Genomic DNA, 21,858 nt, shown 5'->3' on the forward strand with positions numbered 1-21,858 from the left:
ATGCGGAAACCGCTGTGCTGCAACGCTTCGTGCTGCGTTACCGCTCGACGCTGGCACCGAGTTCGAGGTAGCGGGCGAGTTCGCCCGAGCCGCCCAGCATCGACCTGCTCCGCTGCTGGAGAGCGGAGCGCCAGGTGCGCAGGGCTTCCTCCAGCGGCGCGACGCCGCCCGCGTCGCGCACGCGCGCGACCACCGCGGCGATCTGGTCGAGCAGGTATCCGCCCCGTCGCAGCTGGTGCGCCAGATGCGCATCGCGCACCGCTTCGGGACCGTAGTGGCGGTACCCGGTCGCCGAATCCCGCTGCGGGCGGAGAATCCCCGCGTTCTCCCATTTTCGGAGGGTCGCCGGATGCAGGTCGAGCCGGTGCGCCAGCTTGCCGATGGTGGGTGGCGTGGGCTGCTCATCGGGCATCGGTCGCAGTTCGCTCAGCGCCAGAGCTACCTCGTCGAGGGTTTCACGGTCCCGCGCCAACTCGGCATGACCCTGATCGATGAGCCGGAATGCCGTTTCCTCCGAACCGGAATTGACGGCGCGCAGGATCTCAGCAGCGCGCCGCCCGTAGCCGGGCCGCAGTGCGACGAACGTGCGAAGTGCCTGCGCGTGGGCCGAGGAGTATCGCCGGTATCCCTGCGGTCCGCGCGCGGCCCGGGGCAGGATGCCCGCTTGCTCGTACTTGCGCACCGCCTGCGTCGAGAGGCCGTGCTCCCGCGCGAGATCCGCGGGCCGCAACCGACCCTCCCACATACCGCTGCCCTCCCGTTGAAGGTTCGAGGCATTTTACCGGTGAGTCTCTGTTCGAAGTTTCAACCGGAAGTTCAACGATACGATCGAAGGGGTGCGCATCGACCGAAGGGATTCCATGGCACCATCGATCAGCTCACTAGGGCAGCACTTCACGCGGGCAGGCACTGGTCTCGGAGCTGCATTGGACGGGTTCCTGGCCTCCAGACCGGAACCACCGCGACTGCTCGGCTTCGGTGAGCCCATGCACGGCGCCGAAGCTTTCCCGTTGCTGCGCAACCAGGTGCTGCGGCACCTGGTGTCGGAACACGACTACCGCTCCGTCGCGATCGAAAGCGATTGCCTGGCCGGCTTGGCCGTCGACGACTACGTCACCGGCGAGCGCGACGACCTGGACGAAGTGCTCGCGACGGGGTTCAGCCACGGCTTCGGCGACTTGCCATCGAACCGGGAGCTGCTGATCTGGCTGCGCGAGCACAACGAGGATCGCGCCCCGCACGACCAGGTCCGCTTCTACGGGTTCGACGCTCCGATGGAGATGAGCGGCGCGTCGAGCCCGCGGCTACCGCTCTCGGCGTTGTACGAGCACCTAACCGCGCACCTCTCCCCGAGTCGCATTCCGCATGACATGCACACCATCGACGTGCTGCTCGGCGAAGATGCTGCGTGGACCCATCCGGATGCGATGCTGGATCCGGCCCGGTGCACGGGAAATTCGCCGGAGGCGCGCGAACTTCGTGTCATCACCGATGACCTCGTCGGCGTGCTGGAATCGGAAACGCCTGGCTTGCAACAAGTCGCGTCACCGGGCGAGCACGACCGCGCCCGGCTGTTCGCGCGCACTGCGCAAGGCTTGCTGCGCTACCACGCCGTGATGGCCGACTCCGCACCGTCCGAATCGGAGCGGATGTCGCGGATGCTGGCGATCCGGGACGCGATGATGGCGGCCAATCTGCGAGCCATCGCAGCGACCGAAAGCGGCCCGACGCTGGTCTTCGCCCACAACCAGCACCTCCGGCGCGATCCGAGCACGTTGCGGCTCGGCGACATGGACCTGCGCTGGTGGAGCGGGGGTGCGGGCGCGGCGGCACGAATCGGGACCGGCTACGCCGTGATCGCCTCTTACCTCGGCACGGCCGCCGAGTCGGGGATCACCGCCCCCGCCCCGGAAACCGCCGAAGGCGTCCTGGCGAAGTCCACTCCGGACAGAGCGCTCTTCCCCGCACCGCTGAGCGAGGCGTTCGCGCACCACTCGCTCGAAGCCCGCGCCGGAATCCCGCCGGAAACGGGCTACTTCCCACTCGCCGCAGCCGACCTCGACGGCATCGACGCGATCGCGTTCATCACCGGCGCTTCCGAACCTCGCACCACGTGACCGGAGTGAGCGGACCGTCGGTCCCACTAGATTGGACCAACAGTCCGTTCACTCGGTAAGTCCGGCGGGTGCGTTCGGAGTGAGCGGAACTTTGGTCCCACTAGATTGGTCAAACGGTCCGTTCACCCGGGATGGGAGGGGCCGGGCAGCGGTGGAAGTGGGAGTCCGCTGCCCGGCCGACCGGCGACCGCGGGGAGGGGTGCGGGCGCCGGGGATTGGGTGCCTCGCCAGGGCGCTCGCCCGGCGAGGCGCGGGCCGCCGGTCCGGGGGGGGCAGCGGCGACCCGAGTCTGGCGAGGCTAGGCGACAGCGAGCCATTTTCCGGTGCAGCGGCGGAGTTTCCCCGCACGTCCCGGATGGACCGCTTGATCGGGCGGATCGCCGCATGGCCACTCGATTCGCAGCCCGCTTGCCGACTCCGGCGGCGACTGTCCGGGTGCGCACAACGATCCGCGTCCGGCCAGCGCATCCAGTGCGGTCGCCAGCACCGCGGCCCGGGTGCTGTCCGATTCGGCGCAGGCACCGGTCACCGCCACGCACGCCTGGCACACCGCGCGCGAGTCCGCGGGCAACGGTCCACTCAGGACCCGCGACATGCGGCCGACCAGCGGATGCCCGCACGTAGAAACGACGACCCGACCACACGCGACCCGGTCGACCACGTGCCACGTCGAGCACCACTCCGACGTCATCCACGCCATCACGGCTCGACCTCCGGGCGCGGCCCGTTGAGTTCCGCAGGATCGGCAACCTGCGATCGCAACGCCAGAATCCGCGTGCACACCATGCACGGCATCCCCAGCAAATCCGAGATCAACTCGGCATCCGCGCCCGCCAGCCGCACTTCGCACAACGCCACATAGCCACCACCCGGCAACGACATCGTGATATGCACGACCCGCTTCGCCTCACCGACCACACCGGCCCGGAGGCGCACACGCACCGGGTAGTCGGGCGCGCTCATTGGGGCACCGCCCAAACACAGCGCTGCGGCCGAAAGTAACTCACCGGAACCGCGAACCGAGCCACCTGAGCAGGTTCCCGCAAGAATCCGGCCGTGGAAATTGCCTCCGAAGCTGCATGCCGCTGATCGAAACGGAGCTTGTTCTTCCTGGTCATGCCCCCATGTTCGGTGTCGAGCGCTAACGGTTCGACACGGATTCCGGGTCATGCCGGGACAGATCTCAATGTGACCCATGGTATAAGTTCTGACACAGTCCGTGTTCGAAGGGAGAGGCGATGCCCACTCCGAACTCGCTCCTGCGTGCCGCGCGCGAAGCAATCAACTCCCGCCGAGTTCCTGGTGAATGCATGTCGCGGTCCGAACTTGCTGAAGAGGTCAACCGGCACCTGTACACGGCTACCGGGAAGCACTACGACCTTGATCGGCATCAGGTCTCCCGATACGAACGAGGAGAAGTGCGCTGGCCCAGCAGTGCCTATCGAGCGGGTTTCCGTGCTGTACTCGGCGCGAAGACCGATCGGGACCTCGGTTTCACTCCCCGCAAGCACTGCACCGAACCTTCACCCGCCGCGACTACCGACTTGTCGGCCACTGCATGGCATCCTGCTGAGGTAGTAACCGTTGCCGAGGAACTGACGAGCCGGGATGTGACACTTTCACGCCGCGAAGCACTGGGTACGGCGACGGCCGCTGCTGGTGCTGTTCTTACCGAACCTCTTCGAGGCTGGCTGGCTCCGCTGAACTACCGCTTTCCAGGCAATTCGGTGATCACTGAGGCTGAACTCGCAAGCTGGCAGGACATCACGAGCCAGCTTTAGACCTGGAGCAAGTCACCGGCAGGACGGTTCACCCGCAAGGCCGTGCTCGCCCAACTCAATGAGCTCACTGATCGTCTTCGAGACATCGGCGACGGCCCCAACACGCAGCCAGCTTTCCTCGTCGGTGCCGAGCTGGCCCGGATAGCGGCATCGATGTCGTGGGATTCCGGTCTGCACCTGGCCGCTCAGCGGTACTACTCGCTTGCGGTGCAGTTCGCCAAAGTCGGTGGTGATGCCACCTTCGCCGCAAGCACGCTCGCCGCATTCGCTCGCCACTGCTTCGACCTCGGGCAGCCAGGAGACGGTCTGGAGTTGGTACAGCTCGCGCAGTACGGCGCCCGCAGAGCGGCCAGCCCAAGACTTCGGTCACTGCTAGCAACGCGGGAAGCGTGGGCCTACGCACAAACCGGTTCCGTGCAACCTTTTCGGCGAGCAGCCAGGTTGGCCGAAGACCACTTCGCCGAGGACGATCCGAACGGCGTCGACCAAAACGCGCACGGGCTCGACGTGGCTGAGCTGTACGGAGTGCTCGGTGCACGCTGGCGGGATCTCTCCGTCACCAGCGCACAACCCCAGCAGGCACGCCATGCGCAGGACTACATCGGACGTGCGCTCGTTCTTCGCGATCCGTCCTTCGTGCGGAACCGAGCATTCGACTTGATCGGGCTTGCCCGAGCTCACCTCGTCACTGCGGAACCCGACCGCTCCTGCGAGCTGATCGAGTCGGCACTACCGATCGCGGCAACATGGTCCTCGGGCCGCGTAGGCGAAAAGCTACGGGACTTCTATCGCGAGTCCCAACGGTTCGGCACCTCACCCAAGGTACGTAGTACCCGCGACGCGGTACGTGATGTGATCTCTGCTTGAGCCCCGAATGAAAGGTGTCGACCGTGCGCATCGGAATCACCGGCCACACGAACCTCACCCCTGCGACAAGTGTCCTGGTGCGCGAGGTGCTGGACGTTGAGCTGGCGGGGTACGACGCCGGTCTGACCGGCCTGAGCTGCCTCGCGCGCGGTGCCGATCAGCTGTTCGCGCGGGCCGTGCTCGAGGCGGGCGGCTCGCTGGAAGTCGTGCTACCCGCCGCCGATTACCGCGCACGCAAGGTGAAACCGGACAACGCGGCAGATTTCGAGGAGTTGCTCGGGAAGGCGGCCGAGGTGCACACCATGCCGTTCGCCGAGTCGAACCGGGACGCGTACATGGCCGCGAGCGAACACGTCCTCAGCTCCGTCGACAAGATGCTCGCGGTCTGGGACGGTCAGCCCGCCGGTGGCCACGGCGGTACCGGCGACGTCGTGCACGCCGCACGCGAACGCGGCATTCCCCTCACCATCGTGTGGCCGGAAGGCGCCGCCCGCGACTGATCACAACCCTTTTCCGCAGGTCACCATCGGGAATCGAGGCTGCGCAGAGTCGTGCGCCGATCGCACGCGCGGCAGCAGCGCTGAACCACCGAGCGAAGGGAATTCCCTGAACCGGACGGCAGAAGTGGCGCACCGCTGGGTCACCGGTGCTCGGGTGGGAAGCTTCCGGAGAAGGAGTACGCACAGCCGACAGCGCGCGGAGGAACCCATGCAGCAGCACCGTCCGGAACACTCGTCTCGGCCGGGCGAGCCGAAAGCCATCTCGCGACGCCGGCTGGGCGGGCTGCTCGGGGCCGTGGGCGCTGCGGGAGCGCTCGGGATCGCCGGCTGCAGTTCCCCGGCCGCACAACGGAACGCCACCCAAGCCCGTCCCACCGGCTCGGCCGCTCCGGACGGCGTGCTCGGCGCGAACTTCAACGGCGACGCGGAGATCGTCACCTTCCCCGAACTCCAGGAAGTCGAAGCCAGCTGGCTGCGCGGCTTCTACACGATGCGCGACGCCGACAAGGACGATCCGGCGAAGCAGCCCCAGATCAGCAAGCTTCTCGAGGCCGCCGACCGGGGCTACGGAACGCTGCTGTCGCTGAAGTTCCAGTACCACGAAAAGGAAATCCCGCAGCCCGGCACCCCGGCGATGGACGAGGAACTGGCCAGGGTGGACAAGGTGCTGCCCGCCGCGATGAACCGGATGGACATCCTGACGATCGGCAACGAGCCGTTCTTCGAGACCCGCGATCAGGACAAGAACGAGAAGCTCAACAACTTCTACGAGGCGGTCGCCGAGCACGTCATCTCCTACCGCGATCGCGAGTTCGGGCCGAACTGCAAGACCCGGCTGTACATGGGCGCGCTGAACCGGCTCGACGAGCCGGAATGGCACACCCCGGCCACCGAGCGGTGGATGACCTTCGTGCGCGAGACACCGGCCATCGAAGGCGTCGACATCCACCCGCACGTGGCGAAGCCGGAGAACGTGCAGAAGTACCTCGACTACGTGCTGCCGAAGCTGCGGCCCGACCAGAAGTTCCTGGCCACCGAGTTCTCGCTGGTGCTGTTCTGGGAGGACCAGATGGAACAGCCCGTCTCCGGGAAGTTCGCCAAGCAATACGGCTTCCCGGCGGACACCAAGGTGTGGCAGGTCGTCGACGCCGCGATCGACAAGCGGTTCCCGCAGCAGCAGTGGAACGACTTCCTGTCGATGAGCCCCTGGTACGAGAACCACAAGCACTTCCTGCGCAACCAGGTGCAGCGGTTCCGGGACACCGGCAAGCTCGCGCTGGCCACCTACGGCATCGCGCAGGACGACGCGATGGTCACCAACTGGGACAAGAACTCGAAGCCGTGGCTGTTCAACAGCCTGTTCGCGTCCAAAACCGTGCAACCCGGGCCGGACGGGCTGCCGGGGCGCAGCTACGGGTGGATCGAAGACTTCCGCGCGCTGCAACGGGAAAGCGACCGGCGCCCGACGCGGTGACCCCGCCGCTGCACTGACACCGGTGCGGTGAGCACGCGGCGGCAGCACCCGCGCCGGTTACCTGCTCCGCCGCCGCTGGCCTCGCTGCGCACCGAGAGGTGCGCGGCCCGAACCCGGGGTGACCGGAGCTGAGCCTCCGCGAGCCGCGAGCGGACCGGTCGGGGCGGCTGGTTATCGTCGGGCCGCTATGACTCAGGACGGCCGCCGGGTGTACTTGCACCTGGGTTCCCCGAAGACGGGCACCACCTATCTCCAGGACGTCCTCTGGCGCAACCAGGACTCCTTGGCCGCGGCGGGCGTGCGCTACCCGGGCGACGTCCCGGAAGCGCACTTCCACGCGTCGATGGACCTGCAGGGAGTCCAGTTCCAGGAGGACTGGTTCGACGAGAACGTGCCGGGCGCGTGGGCGCGGCTCGTCGACGACGCGCGGCAGTGGCCGGGCACGGTGGTGCTCTCGCACGAACTGTTCTGCACCGCCGACCCGGCGGCCGTCGAGCGGGCGGTGTCCGACCTGGCCTTCGCCGAGCTGCACCTGGTCTGCACCGCCCGCGACCTGGCGCGGCAGATCCCGGCCGTGTGGCAGGAGGACATCAAGAACCGGCACGTGCTCAGCTTCGCCGAGTTCGTCGCGGGCGTTCGCGGCGGCCCGGAACCGCACTACCTCAGCGAGCTGTTCTGGGAACGCCAGGACCTGCCCGCGATCCTGCGCAGGTGGGCGGCCGAGGTGCCTGCCGAACGCGTCCACGTGGTCACGGTTCCGCCGGAGCAGCCGCCGGAGCTGCTCTGGGAGCGCTTCTGCGAGCTGCTGGAGATCGACCCCGCCGCGTTCGACGCCACCGTCGAGCGGCCGAACCGGTCGCTGGGGGTGGCCGAGACCGAGCTGGTGCACCGCCTCAACCAGCAGCTCGACGGCCGCATCGATTGGCCGGGGCACGACGGCGTGGTCAAGTACGGGATCGCCACCGAGATCCTGGGGCAGCGCTCGTCCCGCACGCCGCTGCGACTGCCGGACGAGGACCGGGAATGGGTGCACGAGCGGGCGGACCGGATGGTCGCCGAGCTGATCCGGCGCGGCTACCACGTCGTCGGTGATCTGAAGGAGCTGCTGCCCGCGCCGGACGCGGGCGGGCCGGCGCAGCACCCCGACCAGGCCGAGCAGGGCGAGGTGCTCGAGGTCGCCGTCGAAGCCCTCGCCGGGCTGGCCGAACGGTATGCCGAGCTGGAGGCGACGGCCGAACGCGCGCTGGGACGCCCGGAAGCGCCCAGCGGAGTGCGGGAAAGCCTGCGCCACCTGTGCGAGCAGGACGCCGCGCTGTCCCGCGCGTACCGGGTGCTGGCGGAATCGAAATCCGCGCTCGCCCGGATCGGTCGCCGCAACCGGGAATGACGGGCCGCTGCAATGCGGGCACCGATGGCCGACCGTCTCGACGGTCCACAGCGGACGTGCACCGCGAAAAGCATTGCACCGCCGACCGAATCCGCGAATCCGATGTGTGCGGACTCGTGCGCGGATCGCGGCGACCGGCCGCGTCAGCCGTTCACGAGCCCGCCGTCGACGACCAGGTTCTGCCCGGACACCGCGCGCGCCCACGGCGAGGCGAAGAACAGCACCGCATCGGCGAACTCCTCCGGAGTCACCACCCTGCGCAGCGGAGTGGCCTGCGCGATTCCGTCGAAGACCTCCTCCGGGGTGTCCGCGCTGGCGTCCGTGGTGCGCAGCAGGCCGCCGGAGACCATGTTCACGGTGATCCCGTCCGGGCCGAGGTCCGCCGCGAACGTCCGGGTCAGCGACAGCAGCGCGGCCTTGGCCGCCGTGTAGTCGTGATACGGCACGACCGGGCGCTGGAACAGGTTCGTGCCGATGTTGATGATCTGCCCGGTGCCCTGCGCGCGCAGCTGCGGCAACGCTGCTCGTGTCGTGTGCAGCGCGCCGCTGACGGAACCGCGGAACTGCGCGTCGAACTCGCCCCAGCCGATTTCCCCGGCGTGCGAACGGGACTCGCCGTTGAACGAGAAATCCGCGAGCGCGTTGTTGACCACCGTCGTCACCGGCCGATCGAAACGCTGCGCGATCGTCTCGAACATCGCGTGCACCTGCTGCTCGTCGGTGACGTCCGCCTGCACCGCGAGCGCCCGGTCGCCGATCTCCGCGGCGAGCGCCTCCGCCCGTTCGCGGCTGCGCCGGTAATTGAGCACAACACGAGCGCCTTGCCCGGCGAACGCCCGCGCGATCGAACTGCCCAGGCCGCGCCCGCCGCCGGTGACCAGCACGAGCCGATCGGTGAGCCATTGACCACGTTCGTCCATGGCCACACGGTATCGGCGCCCGCCGGTGGCGATGCGATCCCGGGCCCGCCCGTTCGCGGCCGTGCGCCCGAAATCCCCGAAACGTCCGCAGTGGCGGACGAAACGCACCTCGAGCCGGTGCGACCCGGGCTCAAAGGACGTGGAACCCCGCATCCACCGGCAACCCCACACCGGTGACGTAGCGGGAAGCGTCCGAGGCCAGCCACAGCACGGCATCGCTGATGTCGCCGGGTTGCAGCATCTTGACCGGCAGCGCGTTGCGCAGCATCTCCGCGTCCGCGGGATGCTCGGCGAAATACTCGCGCAGCGAGTCGTTCTCCAGCATCGGAGTGTCCACACCGGACGGATGCACGGTGTTGACCCGGATGCTCTCCTTCGCCAACCCCACCGCGTAAGACTTCATCAGGCCGACCACGCCGTGCTTGGCCGCCGTGTAGGCCAGCACCGCGGGAGTGCCGGGCGCGCCGACCAGGCCCTTCAAGCTCGCGGTCGATCCGGTCATGATGATCGACCCGCCACGGCCGGTTTCGCGCAGCGGCGGCAGAGCCGCCTCCACGGTGTTCCAGACGCCGGTCATGTTCGTGGCGACGATGGTGTTCCAGGTCTGCGAGTCCGAGGTTCCCTCGGCAGCCAGCACCGTCGAGATCCCGGCGTTGACCACCACGATGTCCAGACCGCCCAGTTCCGCGGCGCCCTTCGCCACCACGGAAGCCAGGTCGTCACCATCGCGCACGTCCACCTGAGCGGTCACGATCCGGCGATCGTGGTTCTGAACCAGCCGCGCGGTCTCCGCGAGGTCGTCCGGATCCGGCATGGCGTACGGCATCTCCGGCACGGTTTCGCAGCGGTCCACCGCGATCACGTCGGCCCCGGCCTCCGCGAGCCGGGTCGCGTGCGAGCGGCCCTGACCGCGGGCGGATCCGGTAACGAGTGCGATCTTTCCGGTCAGTGCTCCCAAGATGACGTCTCCCGCCAGGTAGCGATCACGGCGAAACCATCCTGATCAGCACTCTCCATGCACGGCAAGTACCCGATCGCAGCAGCGCCCGCGCCCGCAGCACCTGCATGCGCGGGTGGCCAGGAACGATGCCGGCGGTCGACTCGGCACGCAGCGTGATCTAGCATTGCCCGACGTGCAGACCCGCGCGCCGACCAACAGCGTCGTCGGTTGGGTCGTGCCCGCACTTCCGCTCTACGGGCAGGACCACGAGCGCGGCGATCTCGCCTGGTGACGGGCTTGAGATCCAGCCGATGCCACCGCACTTCGCGGTTCCGGGGTCTCACCGCGCTTCGCGGTTCGGAAAGAGAGTGCCGATCGCCGGAAGGACCGGTCATGCACACCACCGACAGCTCGCTCGAAGACTTCCTGACCGCCCTGCCCAAGGTCGAGCTGCACGTGCACCTGGAAGGGTCGATGCAGCCGGGCACGCTGCTGGCACTGGCCCGCAAGCACCGCATCGCCGACCTGCCGCAATCGCTGGAAGAGATCCGTTCCTGGTACGAGTTCCGGGACTTTCCGCACTTCCTCGACGTCTACCGCAGCGCCGCTCGCGTGCTGCGCGACGAGGAGGATTTCGCGTTGCTGGCCGCCGAAACCATTCGCGCACTGGCGCGGCAGAACGTGCGCTACGCGGAAATGAACTTCAGCCTGTCCGGCCATCTCCGGCGCGGCATCCCGCCCGCCGTCGTGTTCGCGGGGCTCGAGCGAGGACGCACCTCGGCCGAGTCCGAGCACGACATCACCGTCCGCTGGGTGCCGGACTTCGCCGGGGATTTCGGCGTCGAAGCAGGATCATCCACTTTGGACGCTGTATTGGCGCACGGTCCGGCTAGTGTTGTCGGTTTCAGCGTCGGCGGGCTGGAAGTGGCGCGGGAACCGTTCGCCGAGCTGTTCCAGCGCGCGCGGGCCGCGGGTCTGCGCAGCCTGCCGCACGCCGGGGAAACGGGCGGGCCGGACCAGGTCTGGTCGGCACTGCGCGACCTGGGCGCCGAGCGGATCGGCCACGGCATCGGCAGCATGAGCGACCCCGCGCTGCTGGAGCACCTGCGGGAACATCGGATTCCGCTGGACGTCTCACCGACTTCCAACCTGTGCACTCGTGCGGTGGCCGGTCTGCAGGATCATCCGCTGCCGCGCATGTTGCGGGAGGGATTGCTGGTCACGCTCAACAGCGACGATCCGCCGATGTTCGGCACCGACCTCACCCAGGAGTACCGCACCGCGAACCGGATGGGCCTGGATCGCACCGACCTGGCCGCACTTGCTCGCAACGGAGTGCAGGCCGGCTTCCTCGAACTCGGCAAGAAGGCGAGGCTGACGAACGAAATAGACGCCGTGCTGGCCGGGCACAACCAGGGGTGATGGCCGCGGACCGGCGCAGCATCGTAGGGTCCGGGCGGTTCGACGCTGCGCCGGTTCCCGGCGTCTTCGTGAGATGTCGGCGACTCCCCGCCGACGTTGTGCGATCCACCGCCCGCCCACGCGCAGGAAGGCAGCACACCCATGAGCACCATCCCCCGCTTCCACCTGGCCATGCCCGTCGACGACCTGTCCGCGGCACGCCACTTCTACGGCGAGGTGCTCGGACTGGACCAAGGCCGCAGCGCGGAGACCTGGGTGGACTGGAACCTGCACGGCCACCAGTTCGTGACGCACCTGGCGCCCGAACGCCGCTCGGCCGTGCACAACCCGGTCGACGGTCACGACGTGCCGGTGCCGCACTTCGGCCTGCTGCTGACCGTCCCGGAGTTCCACGAGCTGGCGAACCGGCTGCGCGCGGCGGGCACCGAGTTCGTGATCGAGCCCTACGTGCGGTTCGAGGGGCAGCCCGGTGAGCAGTGGACGATGTTCCTGCACGACCCGGCGGGCAACGCCCTGGAGTTCAAGGCGTTCGCCGACGACTCGCAGGTCTTCGCGGTCTGAAACGGGCCGAGTTCGGGCCGCCGCGCGGGTGAACCCGCGCCCCGCCGCGGGTAAGCCTCTCAGGTGCCCCGCGGCGGCTCGCCACGAGGCGACCGACGCGGGAGGTGCCGATGCGACGCGGACGGCAATCGGACGACCCGGCGCTGATCACCGACGCCGAACCGTCGTTCGACGAGGAGCAGCGGCACCGCAAGCGCGTCTACGCCGTGCTGATGGTGGTGCACCTGGTGGGCTTCACGGCCGCCGGACTCCTCGCGCACATCTGGTGGCTGGCGCTGGCCATCGTGATCGTCACCGGGGCGCTGCCGTGGGTGGCGGTCGTTCTCGCCAATGACCGCACCGCACGTCCGGGCAGGCGCCGCATGCGGCGACAAGAGCGGCGCGCCGTCGAAGACCGCCACCACGACCACATCGACACCGACCAGCGACAGCCCTGACAGCCGCTACCCGCGCGGTTACCGAAGGATGCCGACCGCGCCGTAGACGTTGCCGCGGGCGGCTTCTTCCTCGGTGACCGGCTCGTCGGGCCGCCACTTCGCAGCGGGCACCACGCCCGGTTCGAGCAGGGTGTAGCCGGGCATCAGCGCGGCGACCTCCTCCGGTGTGCGCAGGTGCAGCTGCGGCGTGGAAGTCGAGGACAGCAGGTAGCGCAGCCCGGCGACTTCCTCATCGGTGCGCGTGATCTGCGCGTTGTTGGACACCGCCAGCGCACTTCCCGGCACGCACCTGTCCCGGTAGCGGGTCACCAGCGCCGCCCCGTCGGGGCTGGGAATGATGTCCAGGATCCCGAAGGCCAGCACCGCGATCGGCCGGTCGAAGTCCAGCAGTCCGGCCACGCCCGGCGCGTCGAGCACCGTCTCCACGTCGCAGGCGTCGGCTTCGGTGACGCTCACCTGCTCGTTCTCGCCGAGCAGGTAGCGGGCGTGGTGGCAGGCGATGACCTCCCAGTCCACGTAGGCCACGCGGGCGCGCGGGTTGTGCTCCTGCGCGATCTCGTGCACGTTGCCGACGGTCGGCACGCCGGAACCCAGGTCGAGGAACTGGTCGATCCCTTCCTCGGTCACCAGATGCCGCACGGCCCGGCCGAGGAATCCGCGGTTGGCCCAGCAGTAGTCCCGCTCGGTCGGCGCGATCCGCAGCGCTTGATCGGCCATTTCCCGATCCACCGCGAAATTCGCCGACCCGCCGAGGTGGTAGTCGTACATCCGGGCGATGTTGGCGCGGTCGAAGTCCGCGTTCGCCACTTGGGCGGCCAGCTCCGCGTCGTGATCCATGCCCGAAACCGTAACCGAACTGCGAGGTCTCGCGGAGGATTCACGCCGTCATCATTGCCCGAGCAGCACCGGGCGCCTGCGGATGACGGTCTCGTGCTCCTCGGGCGAGCTGCGCACCGCCACCGCGTACACCCCGTGCGGGCGGTGGTTGAACCGCAGCGGCAGATCGTCGACGCCGGAGCCGAGCCATTCGCGCATGTCCCGCTCGGTGCCGCCGACCTCCATCCACGCGATCCCGCCGGGTTCCCGGCCGTGCGGCGCGTCGTTCGCCGGGTGCGTGTCCGGGTCCATGTGGAACACGTTCGGCAGTCCGCGGCGCCACGCTTCCGGAGCGCTCGGCGTTCGCGGCGAACCGCGCACCGAGCCGTCCGCGGCCACGCGGGTCACGGTTTCTTCGACCGGCACGCCGAACCACTCGGCGTAGCGGTCCAGTTCCTCGCGGCTGTCCACGCCCGCGCACCAGCCGAGGAACACGTCACCTGCGCGGAGCTGGTCGAGGAACCACCGCCCGCCTGTGGTGCGCTCGGCGGTGACCGCATCGATGACGCTCTCCACTTCGAGGTACTGCCGCGGACCCAGCGCGGCGATGCGGTTGGCCGCGCCGATGTTCGGGAACCAGCCGCCTTCGCGGTCCCCGAGGCCCGTCTCGGCCCGCAGCCGCTCGGCTCCCTCGAACAGATTCTGCACCCCGAGCGCGATGTGATCGATCCGCAACATCGTTCGCCAGCCTAAACGTCAGGAGGGGTACCGACCACAAGGGATGGACGGCTTCGTCGCGTCCGGTCACGGTTGCGCGGGCTGGCGACCACCGATGATCTCGGACATGGTGCTGCCTGCGCGAAGCAGCGCCAGGGCGCGCTGGGCGATGAGTGCGGCGACGATGCGAGCCTCGGGGCACACACGTAGAGGGCGCGATTTCGCTGCTTCGCCAAGCGCACGAGAGGGCCGCGCGTCGTACCGCGTCCAGGGAACGCCGGGCGCCCCGCAGCTAGTCGTTCCCGGGTTCCGGTTTGCGGCCGACGCCGCCGTAGCCGTCGACGTCCGCGCGCGGATCGTCGACCTCCGGGCGCCACAGGCTCACCGGAACCACGCCCGGTTCGACGAGTTCGAGATCGCGGAACAGCTCGCGGACCTGATCGGGAGTGCGCACGACGTAAGGAATCGCGCCGCTGGTCGCGTACTGGTCGTTGGCGGCGACCATTTCCTCGTGGGTGTCGGTGCCCTCGTAGTGCACGAGCACGCTGCCCGGCGGCAACGCTTCCAGCAGCTCCGCGACGATCCTCGCGGCCTCATCGGTGTCGGCGACGTGGCCGAGCACGCCCATCAGCACCAGCCCGATCGGCTGCGCGAAATCCAGGGTCGCGGCGGCTTCGCGGAGGATCACCGCGGGTTCGCGCACGTCGGCGTGCACGTAGTTCGTCGCACCCTCCGGGGAACTGGTCAGCAGCGCACGGGCGTGCACGAGAACGAGCGGATCGTTGTCCACGTAGACGATCCGGGCATCGGGCGCGCAGCGCTGCGCGATCTCGTGGGTGTTGTCGGCCGTCGGCAAGCCGGTGCCGACGTCGAGGAACTGGCGGATCCCCTCCTGCTCGACCGCGTACCGCACCGCGCGGCCGAGGAACAACCGGGATTCGCGGGCCACGGTGACCATCCGCGGGAAGTGCTCGCGGACGTAGTCGCCGATCTCCCGGTCGACCTCGTAGTTCTCCTTGCCGCCGAGCAGGTAGTTCCAGAACCGAGCCGAATGCGGCACGGTCGAATCGATGCCTGTCCGGTGATCGTCGGCCGCGTTCTGACTCAACCTGCTACCCCTCCGAATCCGTCCGCACCCAGGGTCCCCGGTTCGCCTGGCGCGCCGACCCGGTCATGATCGCAAAGGTGTCCGCGCGCGTAAAAGGAGGGATCGCCACCGGATGCGATCGACGCAACGCGCTGCGTCGTTCCGACCAGCGCGCGGCCGAGCCGCTCAAGAGCTGAACCGCTGCTCCTGCTCGCGGATGCCGGGCAACCCGATCGTCTCCAGGAATCCCTGGAAAGTCTCCATGTCCCGCGAATCCGTCGAGTGCTGCGCGCGGAACGTCTCGAAAATTCCGCGGATCGCCGGTGTCGCCGCCAACAGGGCGCTGACCGGCGAGATCACCACGCCGAAACCGAGTTCGGCCAGCCGCGAGAACGGGATCTCGGCGGTGTTGCCGCCTTCCACGCGGTTGAACAGCAAGCAGTGCCCGGACAGCTCGCGCGCCACGGTCTCGATGTCCTCGACGGTGCGGGGAGCTTCGACGAACAGCACGTCCGCGCCTTCCGCGGCGAACCGGCGGGCCCGCTCGATCGCCGCGGGCAGGCCGTGCACCGCGGCGGCGTCGGTGCGCGCGATGATCAGCAGGTCCGGGTCGGTGCGCGCCGAGACGGCGGCGCGGATCTTGGCGCACGCCTCGTCCACGTCGAGCACGCTCTTGCCGGACATGTGGCCGCAGCGCTTCGGCGACTCCTGGTCCTCGAGCTGGATCGCGGCGACCCCGGCCTGCTCGTAGTCGTGCACGGTGCGCACCACGTTGAGCGCGTTGCCGTAGCCGGTGTCCGCGTCGGCGATCAGCGGCACGTCCACGGCCTGGGACAGCCGCCGGGCGGTGTCGGCCATTTCGGTCGCGGTCACCAGCCCGATGTCCGGCCTGCCCAGCAGCGACGCGGCCACCCCGAACCCGCTGAGGTAGACGGCGCCGAAACCCGCCTGCTCGGCCAGCCGCGCGGTGATGCCGTCGTAGACGCCCGGCGCGACGACCGGTGCGGCGTCGGTGAGCGATTCGCGGAGCTTCCTGCGGACGTTCGGGCGCGGCCCGGCGAACTCCGACACGTGTTCCTCCTTGGTCGCAACGTTCTCCCCGCATCGTCGCGCACTCGACCGGCGCTCCGGTCCGGCGGGAGCGAGGGCGCGATCCCGCGCTCGGATCCGCGGCACGGGCTTCGCTCGCGCTGCGCCGGCCCCCTCAACTGCGGGGGTGGGGTTGTGCGAACTACGTCTCATTCGCACCGCGCCGTTCTTCGCGCCTCAACGATTTTCGCAGTTCATGGCACATCCGGGCGGGTCGCCCCGAGTGCGCGCGCCGCGCTGCGGTCCGGAGGGTGAGCGGCCATGAGCAAGACGACGAGCCTGATCATCATCATCGCCGGTGGCGTGCTGGCCATCGCAATGCTCTTCACCGCCCTGGCGGTCGGCTGAGCACCGAACCTGCAAGCACCAACCACGATTCAGCAAGACCGGAAACAGCAACGCGACGGGCCGGGCGGTTCTCCAACCGCCCGGCCCGTCGTTCGTCGTAGCCGCCGAGAGATCAGCGGGGCGCGCCGTCCTCGTCCGGGCGCATCCCCCGCCAAACCAGATCGACGAGGTTCTCGGTCTGGTTGCGCCAATCGCCGCTCGGATCGAGGAAAAGCAGTCCGCCGAGCCCGCGGAACACCGTCTCCGGATCGAGGTCCGCGCGCACCGTCCCGGCCGCGATGTTCGCCGTCAGCAGTTCGGCGACCGCACCGAGCACCATCTGGTGCGTGTTCGCGGGCAACTCCCCGCGGGATGCGGTCGCGGCGCGCAGGGCGTCGACGAGACCCCGCTTGGTCATCATGTAATGGGTCAGGTGGTCGGTCGTCCACACCCGGAAGGCCTGCTGCGGCGGGTGCATTTCGAGCAGTTTCGGCACGACTTCGACCAGGGCGTCGACCTCGCGCTGGTAGACCGCGAGGATGAGCTCTTCCGGGGCGCTGAAGTGCCGGTACACCGTGCCGACGCCGACACCGGCCTGCTTGGCGATGGTGTTGAACGACAGCTCGCCCGACTCGGCCAGCGACTCGGCCGCCGCGTTGAGAATGCACTCGTGGTTGCGCCGGGTGTCCGCGCGCCGGGAGTTGACCGAGCCGGTCCCCATCGTTCCTCCGTACTCCGCGAGTCGCGGCGCGCGCCGGAGCCGGTGCGCCGCCTTCGTTGCGAAGCGGATTCTAATCCGCTAGTCTCGGTTCACATAGCGGATGATTATCCGCTTCTGTACATCCACTGCACTGCCCGGCCGCCGACTCGGCGTGGCCGTCTCCCACCAATGTGCCGCAAGGCCCGCGGACCCGTGCCGCGCGGCCGCGAAGTAGCTGCGGAGAAGAGACCTTTTGGACATCTCGCTCGAAATCAACGATCGAACGGAACATCTGGAGGTGGATCCCGGCGTCACGCTGCTGGACGCGCTGCGGGAACGCCTCGGCATCACCGGCCCGAAGAAGGGCTGCGACCGGGGGCAATGCGGCGCTTGCACGGTGCACGTCGGCGGCCGTCCGGTGCTGTCCTGCCTGACCCTGGCAGCCACCGTGCGCCAGCCCGTGACGACCGTGGAAGGACTGTCCACCGGGGACGAACTGCATCCGGTGCAGCGCGCGTTCGTGGAGCAGGACGCCCTGCAGTGCGGGTTCTGCACGTCCGGGCAGGTCATGTCGGCCGCCGCCGCGGTCGAGCAGGATGTCCCGGACGTGCGCGAGTTCATGTCCGGCAACCTGTGCCGCTGTGCGGCCTACCCGAACATCGTCGCCGCGATCGAACAAGCGAGGCAGGCCGATGCGCCCCGTTGAACTCACCGCCCCGGAGACCGTGCAGGACGCGCTCGCGCAACCGGCAACGCCGGTCGCGGGCGGAACCACGCTGGTCGACCTGATGAAGCTCAATGTTCTTGCACCGCGCCACGTGCTGGACATCAACGCGCTGCCGCTGCGCGGCATCGACACCGCAGACGGGCTGCGGATCGGTGCGCTCGAGCGGATGAGCGACGTCGCGGCGCATCCCGGCGTGTACCCGATGATCTCGCGAGCGTTGCTGCTGAGCGCCTCGCAGCAGTTGCGGAACATGGCCAGCATCGGCGGGAACCTGCTGCAGCGCACCCGGTGCACGTACTTCCGCGACGTCGAAATGCCTTGCAACAAGCGGGAACCGGGCAGCGGCTGTCCCGCGCTCGAAGGCGCCAACCGGATGCACGCCGTGCTGGGCACCAGCGACTCGTGCGTGGCGACGCACGCCAGCGACGTCGCCGTCGCGTTCACCGCGCTCGACGCGGAGCTCCGGCTGATCAGCGAGGCGGGCGAGCGCACCGTCAAGCTGGCCGATTTCTACCGCTTGCCGGGCGATTCGCCCGAGGTGGAGAACGACCTGCGGCCCGGTGAGCTGATCGCCGAGGTCGTGGTTCCGCGGCTGGATTGGGCTTCCCGCTCGACCTACGTGAAGGTCCGCGACCGGCAGTCCTACGAGTTCGCGCTGGGCTCGGCAGCGGTGGCGCTGGACGTCCAGGACGAGAAGATCGCCGACGCCCGGGTCGCGGTCGGCGGTGTGGCGACCGTGCCGTGGCGGCTCAGCGCCGTCGAAGCCGCGTTGCGCGGCGCGCCCGCCACGTTGGAGTCCTTTGAGGACGCCGCTGCGCTGGCGGCCGAGGGCGCGCGCCCGTTGGCGTCGAACGGTTTCAAGGTTCCGCTGCTGCGGCGGACCGTCGTCCGCGCCCTGCTCGAACTCACCGAGGGGAGCCACTGATGGTCAACCGGCTGGACGCGCCGCTGAAAGTCACCGGCAGGGCCGACTACGGGACCGACCGCAACTTCCCCGGCATGGCCCACGGATACGTCGTGGTCAGCACCATCGCGCACGGGGAGATCGCGGCGATGGACGTCACCGCAGCGAGCAGCTCCCCCGGCGTGCTCGGCGTGTACACGCCGTTCGAGCCGCTGCCGCTGCGCACACCGACCTCGTCGGTCGCCGGCAAGGTCTGGGTTCCGTTGCAGGACAAGGAAGTCAGCTACTACGGCCAGCCGATCGGGTTCGTGGTCGCCGAGAGCTTCGAGCAGGCGCGGGACGCGGCGATGCGCATCGAGGTCTCCTACCACCGGCGGCCCGCGCGGACCTCGCTGGACGAAGGGCTCACCACCGCGGAGGACGCACCGCCCGCCATGGACGGATCGCCGCCCTCCTTGAGCGTTCTCGCGGACGGCGTCGAGTCCATCGAGGACGCTTTCGCCGGCAGCCCGGTGGTGGTCGACGCGACCTATCGGACCGCGACGCAGAACCACGCCCCGATGGAGCCGCATTCCGCGGTCGCGCTGTGGGATTCCGATGGCTTGACGGTCTACAGTGGAAACCAGGGCGCCCACCTGCAAGCGGCCGAGGTGGCCGACGCGCTGGAAGCGGACCCGTCATCGGTCCGGGCCGTGAATCCGTTCGTGGGCGGGGCTTTCGGCGGCAAGGGCGTCACCTCGACCCCGGCGTTCCTGGCGGCGGCCGCGGCTCGGGCGCTCGGCAGGCCGGTCAAGGCCGCGCTGAGCCGCGAGCAGGTCTTCACCGCGACCGCCGGCCGCGCCGCCACTGTGCAGCGGATCGCCCTCGGCGCGGACCGGGACGGCACGCTCATCGCGCTGCGGCACGACTCGACGTGCAGCACGTCCGCGGACCGGTCGTTCGTGGAGCCGACCTCGCACGGCACCTCGCGGGAGTGGTATGCGACGCAGAACCTGGCCATCAGCCAGAAGATCGTCCCGCTGAACCTCCCGCCGACCACGTTCATGCGCGCACCCGGCGAGGCCCCCGGCTCGTTCGCGCTGGAAAGCGCGATCGACGAGCTGGCCGTCGCGCTGCGCATGGACCCGATCGAGCTGCGGCTGCGGAACAACTCGGCGGCACCGCCCGGAAAAGACCTGCAGTGGTCCAGCAAGCACCTGGACGAGTGCTTCCGCACCGGTGCGCGGCGGTTCGGCTGGCAGCACCGCCCGCCGGGGGAACGCAGCGATGGCGACTGGCTCGTCGGGCAGGGCACGGCGACCGCCATGTTCCCGGCCCTCCGGTTCCCCGCCACGGTCGGGATCACGCTGCACGCCGACGACCGGGCGGAAGTCGCGACCAGCGGAGCCGACCCGGGAACGGGCCTGCTGACCGTGCTTTCGCTGGTGGGGGCCGAATCGCTGGACATCCCGCAGGAGCTGATCACGCCGCGGCTGGGCGACTCGGCGCTGCCGCCCGGGGGCATGTCCGGCGGTTCGACCGCGACCGCCAGCGCCGGTTCGGCCGTCGTGGTCGCGGCCGCCGAGGTGACCGACGCGTTGCTCGAGCTGGCGGCGGCGCCGGGCTCGCCGTTCGAGGGCATGGAGGTGGTCTACGAAGCGGGCAGGCTGCTCGCCGGTGATCGCAGCATGACCTTCGGCGAGCTGTTGCGCGCGGTCGGCCGCTCATCGATCTCCGCGACGGGTTCGTCCACGCCCGGTGAGGAGCTGACCAAGCACTCGTTCAGCTCGTTCGGTGCGCAGTTCTGCGAGGTCCGGGTGCACAAGTGGACCCGGGAGGCGCGGGTCTCGCGGATGACCGGCGTGTTCGACGCGGGCCGGATCATCAACGAGCAGACGGCGCGCAGCCAGCTCGCGGGCGGCATGATCTGGGGCGTGTCGGCGGCGCTGCACGAGGGCCTGGAGATCGAGCCGGACGGCCGGTTCGCCAACGGCGACTTCGCCGGCTACCTGCTGCCGGTCAACGCCGACATCCCCGATGTCGACGTGCAGTTCGTCGAGTATCCCGACACGCTGCAGAACACCCTCGGGGCGCGCGGAGTCGGCGAGATCGGCATCGTCGGCATGGCGGCGGCGGTGGCCAACGCCGTGTACAACGCCACCGGCATCCGCGTCCGCAACATCCCCATCATGCTGGAAGATCTGCTGGAGCAGTGAGTTGCCCCGTGCCGCCGGGAGCTTCGATCCGAGGCTCCCGGCGGCACGCCGTTTCGTCCCCAGTGGACACCGATCCTGACTTCCGGTCGTTGAGCGGCGAAGCCGCTCAGCGGTGACCGAGCAGCGCCGCTGCTCAGCCGTCCTGGTCCAGGGTCTCGGCCAGCCGTCCGGCGGCGGTGCCCATGTGCGCGCTCATCGCGGCGGCGGCCGCATCGGCGTCGCCTGCGCGCAGTGCGTCGTAGATCCCCTGATGTTCGGACAGCGCGAGTTCCGCGTGCGTCCGGTCGGCCAGCGCGCGCTCGACCCAGATCCGCAGCAGCGAGCGGACGTTCTGCAACAGCTGCTGCAGCACGACGTTGCCGGAAGCCACCGCGATGCGCAGGTGGAACAGCCGGTCGGCCTCGACGAACTTCGCCAAGTCGGTGAGGTTCTGCCGCATCCCGTCCAGCTGCGCGGCGAGGTCGGCCAGGTCCTCTGCGGTGCACCGCTCGGCCGCGCTGCGCACGGCCAGCACCTCCAGCCCGTTGCGCACCTCGACGAGCTCGCGGGTGCGCGGCTCCCCGAGCATCAATCCCCAGCTCAACGTCTGCGGCAGCAATTCCGAAGCGCTGCCGCGCAGGTACGTCCCGGAGCCGGGGCGCACCACCACGATGCCGAGGATCTCCAGCGCCGCCAACGCTTCGCGGATCGCCGAGCGCCCCACGCCGAGCGAGGTGGCGAGGCTGCGCTCGGGCGGCAGCCGGGTGCCGGGTTGCAGGTCCCCGGCGGTGAACAGGTCGAGCAGCCGCTTGGCGACCTCGCCGACCGCGGTACCCGCGGGCACGCTGCCCAGCGCTTCGCCGATGCCCGCGGCCTCGGACCCGTTCGGAGTGGACATGGGACCGAGCCTA

The 21,858-nt window shown here is 69.3% G+C and carries 21 protein-coding genes and 1 pseudogene; 12 read left to right on the forward strand and 10 right to left on the reverse strand.

The genetic code is table 11. The annotated features are described in order from the left end of the window. Positions 1 to 37 precede the first annotated feature (37 nt). Positions 38 to 745: a MerR family DNA-binding transcriptional regulator gene (locus INP57_RS18705; protein ID WP_200071570.1), complete on the reverse strand. Its 708-nt coding sequence runs from the start codon at positions 743 to 745 to the stop codon at positions 38 to 40. Between the two features lie 181 nt (positions 746 to 926). Here INP57_RS18705 and INP57_RS18710 point away from each other — a divergent pair, with 181 nt between their 5' ends. Further along, positions 927 to 2,117 carry an erythromycin esterase family protein gene (locus INP57_RS18710; RefSeq protein WP_233627874.1) on the forward strand — a complete coding sequence of 397 codons (1,191 nt, stop codon included), beginning with the start codon at positions 927 to 929 and terminating at the stop codon, positions 2,115 to 2,117. A 699-nt stretch (positions 2,118 to 2,816) separates the two neighbouring features. On the opposite strand, the gene INP57_RS18715 is transcribed toward INP57_RS18710, so the two are convergent. Next, complete coding sequence (locus INP57_RS18715; protein ID WP_200071572.1) at positions 2,817 to 3,080, reverse strand: hypothetical protein; 264 nt, start codon at positions 3,078 to 3,080, stop codon at positions 2,817 to 2,819. Positions 3,081 to 3,355: 275 nt separating this feature from the next. Between INP57_RS18715 and INP57_RS29670 the strand changes: the two genes are divergently transcribed. The 5 genes and pseudogenes from INP57_RS29670 to INP57_RS18735 all read left to right on the forward strand — a co-directional run bounded on the left by INP57_RS29670 (position 3,356) and on the right by INP57_RS18735 (position 8,126). After that, positions 3,356 to 3,898 carry a hypothetical protein gene (locus INP57_RS29670; protein WP_233627875.1) on the forward strand — a complete coding sequence of 181 codons (543 nt, stop codon included), beginning with the start codon at positions 3,356 to 3,358 and terminating at the stop codon, positions 3,896 to 3,898. A 33-nt stretch (positions 3,899 to 3,931) separates the two neighbouring features. Further along, positions 3,932 to 4,765 (forward strand): annotated as a pseudogene (locus tag INP57_RS29675) (NsdA family TPR-like regulatory protein); the annotation flags it as partial. A gap of 23 nt (positions 4,766 to 4,788) precedes the next feature. Beyond that, positions 4,789 to 5,265 (forward strand): hypothetical protein, encoded by a 477-nt coding sequence (locus tag INP57_RS18725; protein ID WP_200071573.1) that lies wholly within the window; start codon positions 4,789 to 4,791, stop codon positions 5,263 to 5,265. A gap of 208 nt (positions 5,266 to 5,473) precedes the next feature. Beyond that, entirely contained in the window at positions 5,474 to 6,739 is a 1,266-nt protein-coding gene (locus tag INP57_RS18730) for a hypothetical protein (protein ID WP_233627877.1), read from the forward strand. 187 nt (positions 6,740 to 6,926) lie between these two features. Continuing rightward, positions 6,927 to 8,126: a hypothetical protein gene (locus INP57_RS18735; RefSeq protein ID WP_200071574.1), complete on the forward strand. Its 1,200-nt coding sequence runs from the start codon at positions 6,927 to 6,929 to the stop codon at positions 8,124 to 8,126. 143 nt (positions 8,127 to 8,269) lie between these two features. On the opposite strand, the gene INP57_RS18740 is transcribed toward INP57_RS18735, so the two are convergent. Together INP57_RS18740 and INP57_RS18745 are read right to left on the reverse strand one after the other, a co-directional pair. Further along, positions 8,270 to 9,046 carry a 3-oxoacyl-ACP reductase gene (locus INP57_RS18740; protein ID WP_200071575.1) on the reverse strand — a complete coding sequence of 259 codons (777 nt, stop codon included), beginning with the start codon at positions 9,044 to 9,046 and terminating at the stop codon, positions 8,270 to 8,272. A 130-nt stretch (positions 9,047 to 9,176) separates the two neighbouring features. Next, positions 9,177 to 10,004: a mycofactocin-coupled SDR family oxidoreductase gene (locus tag INP57_RS18745; RefSeq protein ID WP_200071576.1), complete on the reverse strand. Its 828-nt coding sequence runs from the start codon at positions 10,002 to 10,004 to the stop codon at positions 9,177 to 9,179. Between the two features lie 375 nt (positions 10,005 to 10,379). On the opposite strand from INP57_RS18745, the gene add reads away from it, so the two are divergent. The 3 genes from add to INP57_RS18760 all read left to right on the forward strand — a co-directional run bounded on the left by add (position 10,380) and on the right by INP57_RS18760 (position 12,406). Next, complete coding sequence (gene add, locus INP57_RS18750; RefSeq protein WP_200071577.1) at positions 10,380 to 11,408, forward strand: adenosine deaminase; 1,029 nt, start codon at positions 10,380 to 10,382, stop codon at positions 11,406 to 11,408. Positions 11,409 to 11,549: 141 nt separating this feature from the next. Further along, positions 11,550 to 11,969, forward strand: a complete 420-nt coding sequence (locus INP57_RS18755; protein WP_200071578.1) for a VOC family protein — start codon at positions 11,550 to 11,552, stop codon at positions 11,967 to 11,969. Between the two features lie 110 nt (positions 11,970 to 12,079). After that, a complete protein-coding gene (locus INP57_RS18760) occupies positions 12,080 to 12,406 on the forward strand; it encodes a DUF3099 domain-containing protein (protein WP_200071579.1) in 327 nt (108 codons plus the stop codon). An 18-nt stretch (positions 12,407 to 12,424) separates the two neighbouring features. On the opposite strand, the gene INP57_RS18765 is transcribed toward INP57_RS18760, so the two are convergent. The 5 genes from INP57_RS18765 to INP57_RS18785 all read right to left on the reverse strand — a co-directional run bounded on the left by INP57_RS18765 (position 12,425) and on the right by INP57_RS18785 (position 17,163). Beyond that, on the reverse strand, positions 12,425 to 13,243 hold the full coding sequence (locus INP57_RS18765; RefSeq protein WP_200071580.1) for an SAM-dependent methyltransferase: 819 nt from the start codon (positions 13,241 to 13,243) through the stop codon (positions 12,425 to 12,427). A 51-nt stretch (positions 13,244 to 13,294) separates the two neighbouring features. Further along, a complete protein-coding gene (locus INP57_RS18770; RefSeq protein WP_200071581.1) occupies positions 13,295 to 13,960 on the reverse strand; it encodes a VOC family protein in 666 nt (221 codons plus the stop codon). Between the two features lie 271 nt (positions 13,961 to 14,231). Further along, positions 14,232 to 15,047, reverse strand: coding sequence for an SAM-dependent methyltransferase (locus INP57_RS18775; protein ID WP_200071582.1), 816 nt, complete (start codon positions 15,045 to 15,047; stop codon positions 14,232 to 14,234). Positions 15,048 to 15,212: 165 nt separating this feature from the next. After that, positions 15,213 to 16,097 (reverse strand): isocitrate lyase/PEP mutase family protein, encoded by an 885-nt coding sequence (locus INP57_RS18780; RefSeq protein WP_295144936.1) that lies wholly within the window; start codon positions 16,095 to 16,097, stop codon positions 15,213 to 15,215. A 478-nt stretch (positions 16,098 to 16,575) separates the two neighbouring features. Next, positions 16,576 to 17,163, reverse strand: coding sequence for a TetR/AcrR family transcriptional regulator (locus tag INP57_RS18785; protein WP_200071584.1), 588 nt, complete (start codon positions 17,161 to 17,163; stop codon positions 16,576 to 16,578). Between the two features lie 232 nt (positions 17,164 to 17,395). Between INP57_RS18785 and INP57_RS18790 the strand changes: the two genes are divergently transcribed. From INP57_RS18790 to INP57_RS18800, 3 genes are read left to right on the forward strand one after another with little or no spacing between them, the layout of a single operon-like run. After that, on the forward strand, positions 17,396 to 17,848 hold the full coding sequence (locus tag INP57_RS18790; RefSeq protein ID WP_200071585.1) for a (2Fe-2S)-binding protein: 453 nt from the start codon (positions 17,396 to 17,398) through the stop codon (positions 17,846 to 17,848). After that, entirely contained in the window at positions 17,835 to 18,794 is a 960-nt protein-coding gene (locus INP57_RS18795; RefSeq protein WP_200071586.1) for an FAD binding domain-containing protein, read from the forward strand. Before INP57_RS18790 ends, INP57_RS18795 begins: the two co-directional genes overlap by 14 nt. Beyond that, positions 18,794 to 20,968, forward strand: coding sequence for a xanthine dehydrogenase family protein molybdopterin-binding subunit (locus INP57_RS18800; RefSeq protein ID WP_200071587.1), 2,175 nt, complete (start codon positions 18,794 to 18,796; stop codon positions 20,966 to 20,968). The genes INP57_RS18795 and INP57_RS18800 overlap by 1 nt, the downstream gene beginning before the upstream one ends. 133 nt (positions 20,969 to 21,101) lie before the next feature. Here the strand turns inward: INP57_RS18800 and INP57_RS18805 are convergent, their stop codons facing one another. Beyond that, a complete protein-coding gene (locus tag INP57_RS18805; RefSeq protein ID WP_200071588.1) occupies positions 21,102 to 21,845 on the reverse strand; it encodes a FadR/GntR family transcriptional regulator in 744 nt (247 codons plus the stop codon). Positions 21,846 to 21,858: the final 13 nt, after the last annotated feature.

Origin of the sequence: Saccharopolyspora galaxeae (assembly GCF_016526145.1) — a bacterium.
GTDB classification, from domain to species: domain Bacteria; phylum Actinomycetota; class Actinomycetes; order Mycobacteriales; family Pseudonocardiaceae; genus Saccharopolyspora_C; species Saccharopolyspora_C galaxeae.

Excerpts from the sequence above, each read along its gene's own strand:
- INP57_RS18705 (WP_200071570.1), bottom strand. The coding sequence starts at position 745 with ATGTGGGAGGGTCGGTTGCGGCCCGCGGATCTCGCGCGGGAGCACGGC.
- INP57_RS18805 (WP_200071588.1), bottom strand. The coding sequence starts at position 21,845 with ATGTCCACTCCGAACGGGTCCGAGGCCGCGGGCATCGGCGAAGCGCTG.
- INP57_RS18735 (WP_200071574.1), top strand. The coding sequence starts at position 6,927 with ATGACTCAGGACGGCCGCCGGGTGTACTTGCACCTGGGTTCCCCGAAG.
- add (WP_200071577.1), top strand. The coding sequence starts at position 10,380 with ATGCACACCACCGACAGCTCGCTCGAAGACTTCCTGACCGCCCTGCCC.
- INP57_RS18770 (WP_200071581.1), bottom strand. The coding sequence starts at position 13,960 with ATGTTGCGGATCGATCACATCGCGCTCGGGGTGCAGAATCTGTTCGAG.
- INP57_RS18715 (WP_200071572.1), bottom strand. The coding sequence starts at position 3,080 with ATGAGCGCGCCCGACTACCCGGTGCGTGTGCGCCTCCGGGCCGGTGTG.
- INP57_RS18755 (WP_200071578.1), top strand. The coding sequence starts at position 11,550 with ATGAGCACCATCCCCCGCTTCCACCTGGCCATGCCCGTCGACGACCTG.
- INP57_RS29670 (WP_233627875.1), top strand. The coding sequence starts at position 3,356 with ATGCCCACTCCGAACTCGCTCCTGCGTGCCGCGCGCGAAGCAATCAAC.
- INP57_RS18760 (WP_200071579.1), top strand. The coding sequence starts at position 12,080 with ATGCGACGCGGACGGCAATCGGACGACCCGGCGCTGATCACCGACGCC.
- INP57_RS18800 (WP_200071587.1), top strand. The coding sequence starts at position 18,794 with ATGGTCAACCGGCTGGACGCGCCGCTGAAAGTCACCGGCAGGGCCGAC.
- INP57_RS18795 (WP_200071586.1), top strand. The coding sequence starts at position 17,835 with ATGCGCCCCGTTGAACTCACCGCCCCGGAGACCGTGCAGGACGCGCTC.
- INP57_RS18740 (WP_200071575.1), bottom strand. The coding sequence starts at position 9,046 with ATGGACGAACGTGGTCAATGGCTCACCGATCGGCTCGTGCTGGTCACC.
- INP57_RS18730 (WP_233627877.1), top strand. The coding sequence starts at position 5,474 with ATGCAGCAGCACCGTCCGGAACACTCGTCTCGGCCGGGCGAGCCGAAA.
- INP57_RS18765 (WP_200071580.1), bottom strand. The coding sequence starts at position 13,243 with ATGGATCACGACGCGGAGCTGGCCGCCCAAGTGGCGAACGCGGACTTC.
- INP57_RS18785 (WP_200071584.1), bottom strand. The coding sequence starts at position 17,163 with ATGGGGACCGGCTCGGTCAACTCCCGGCGCGCGGACACCCGGCGCAAC.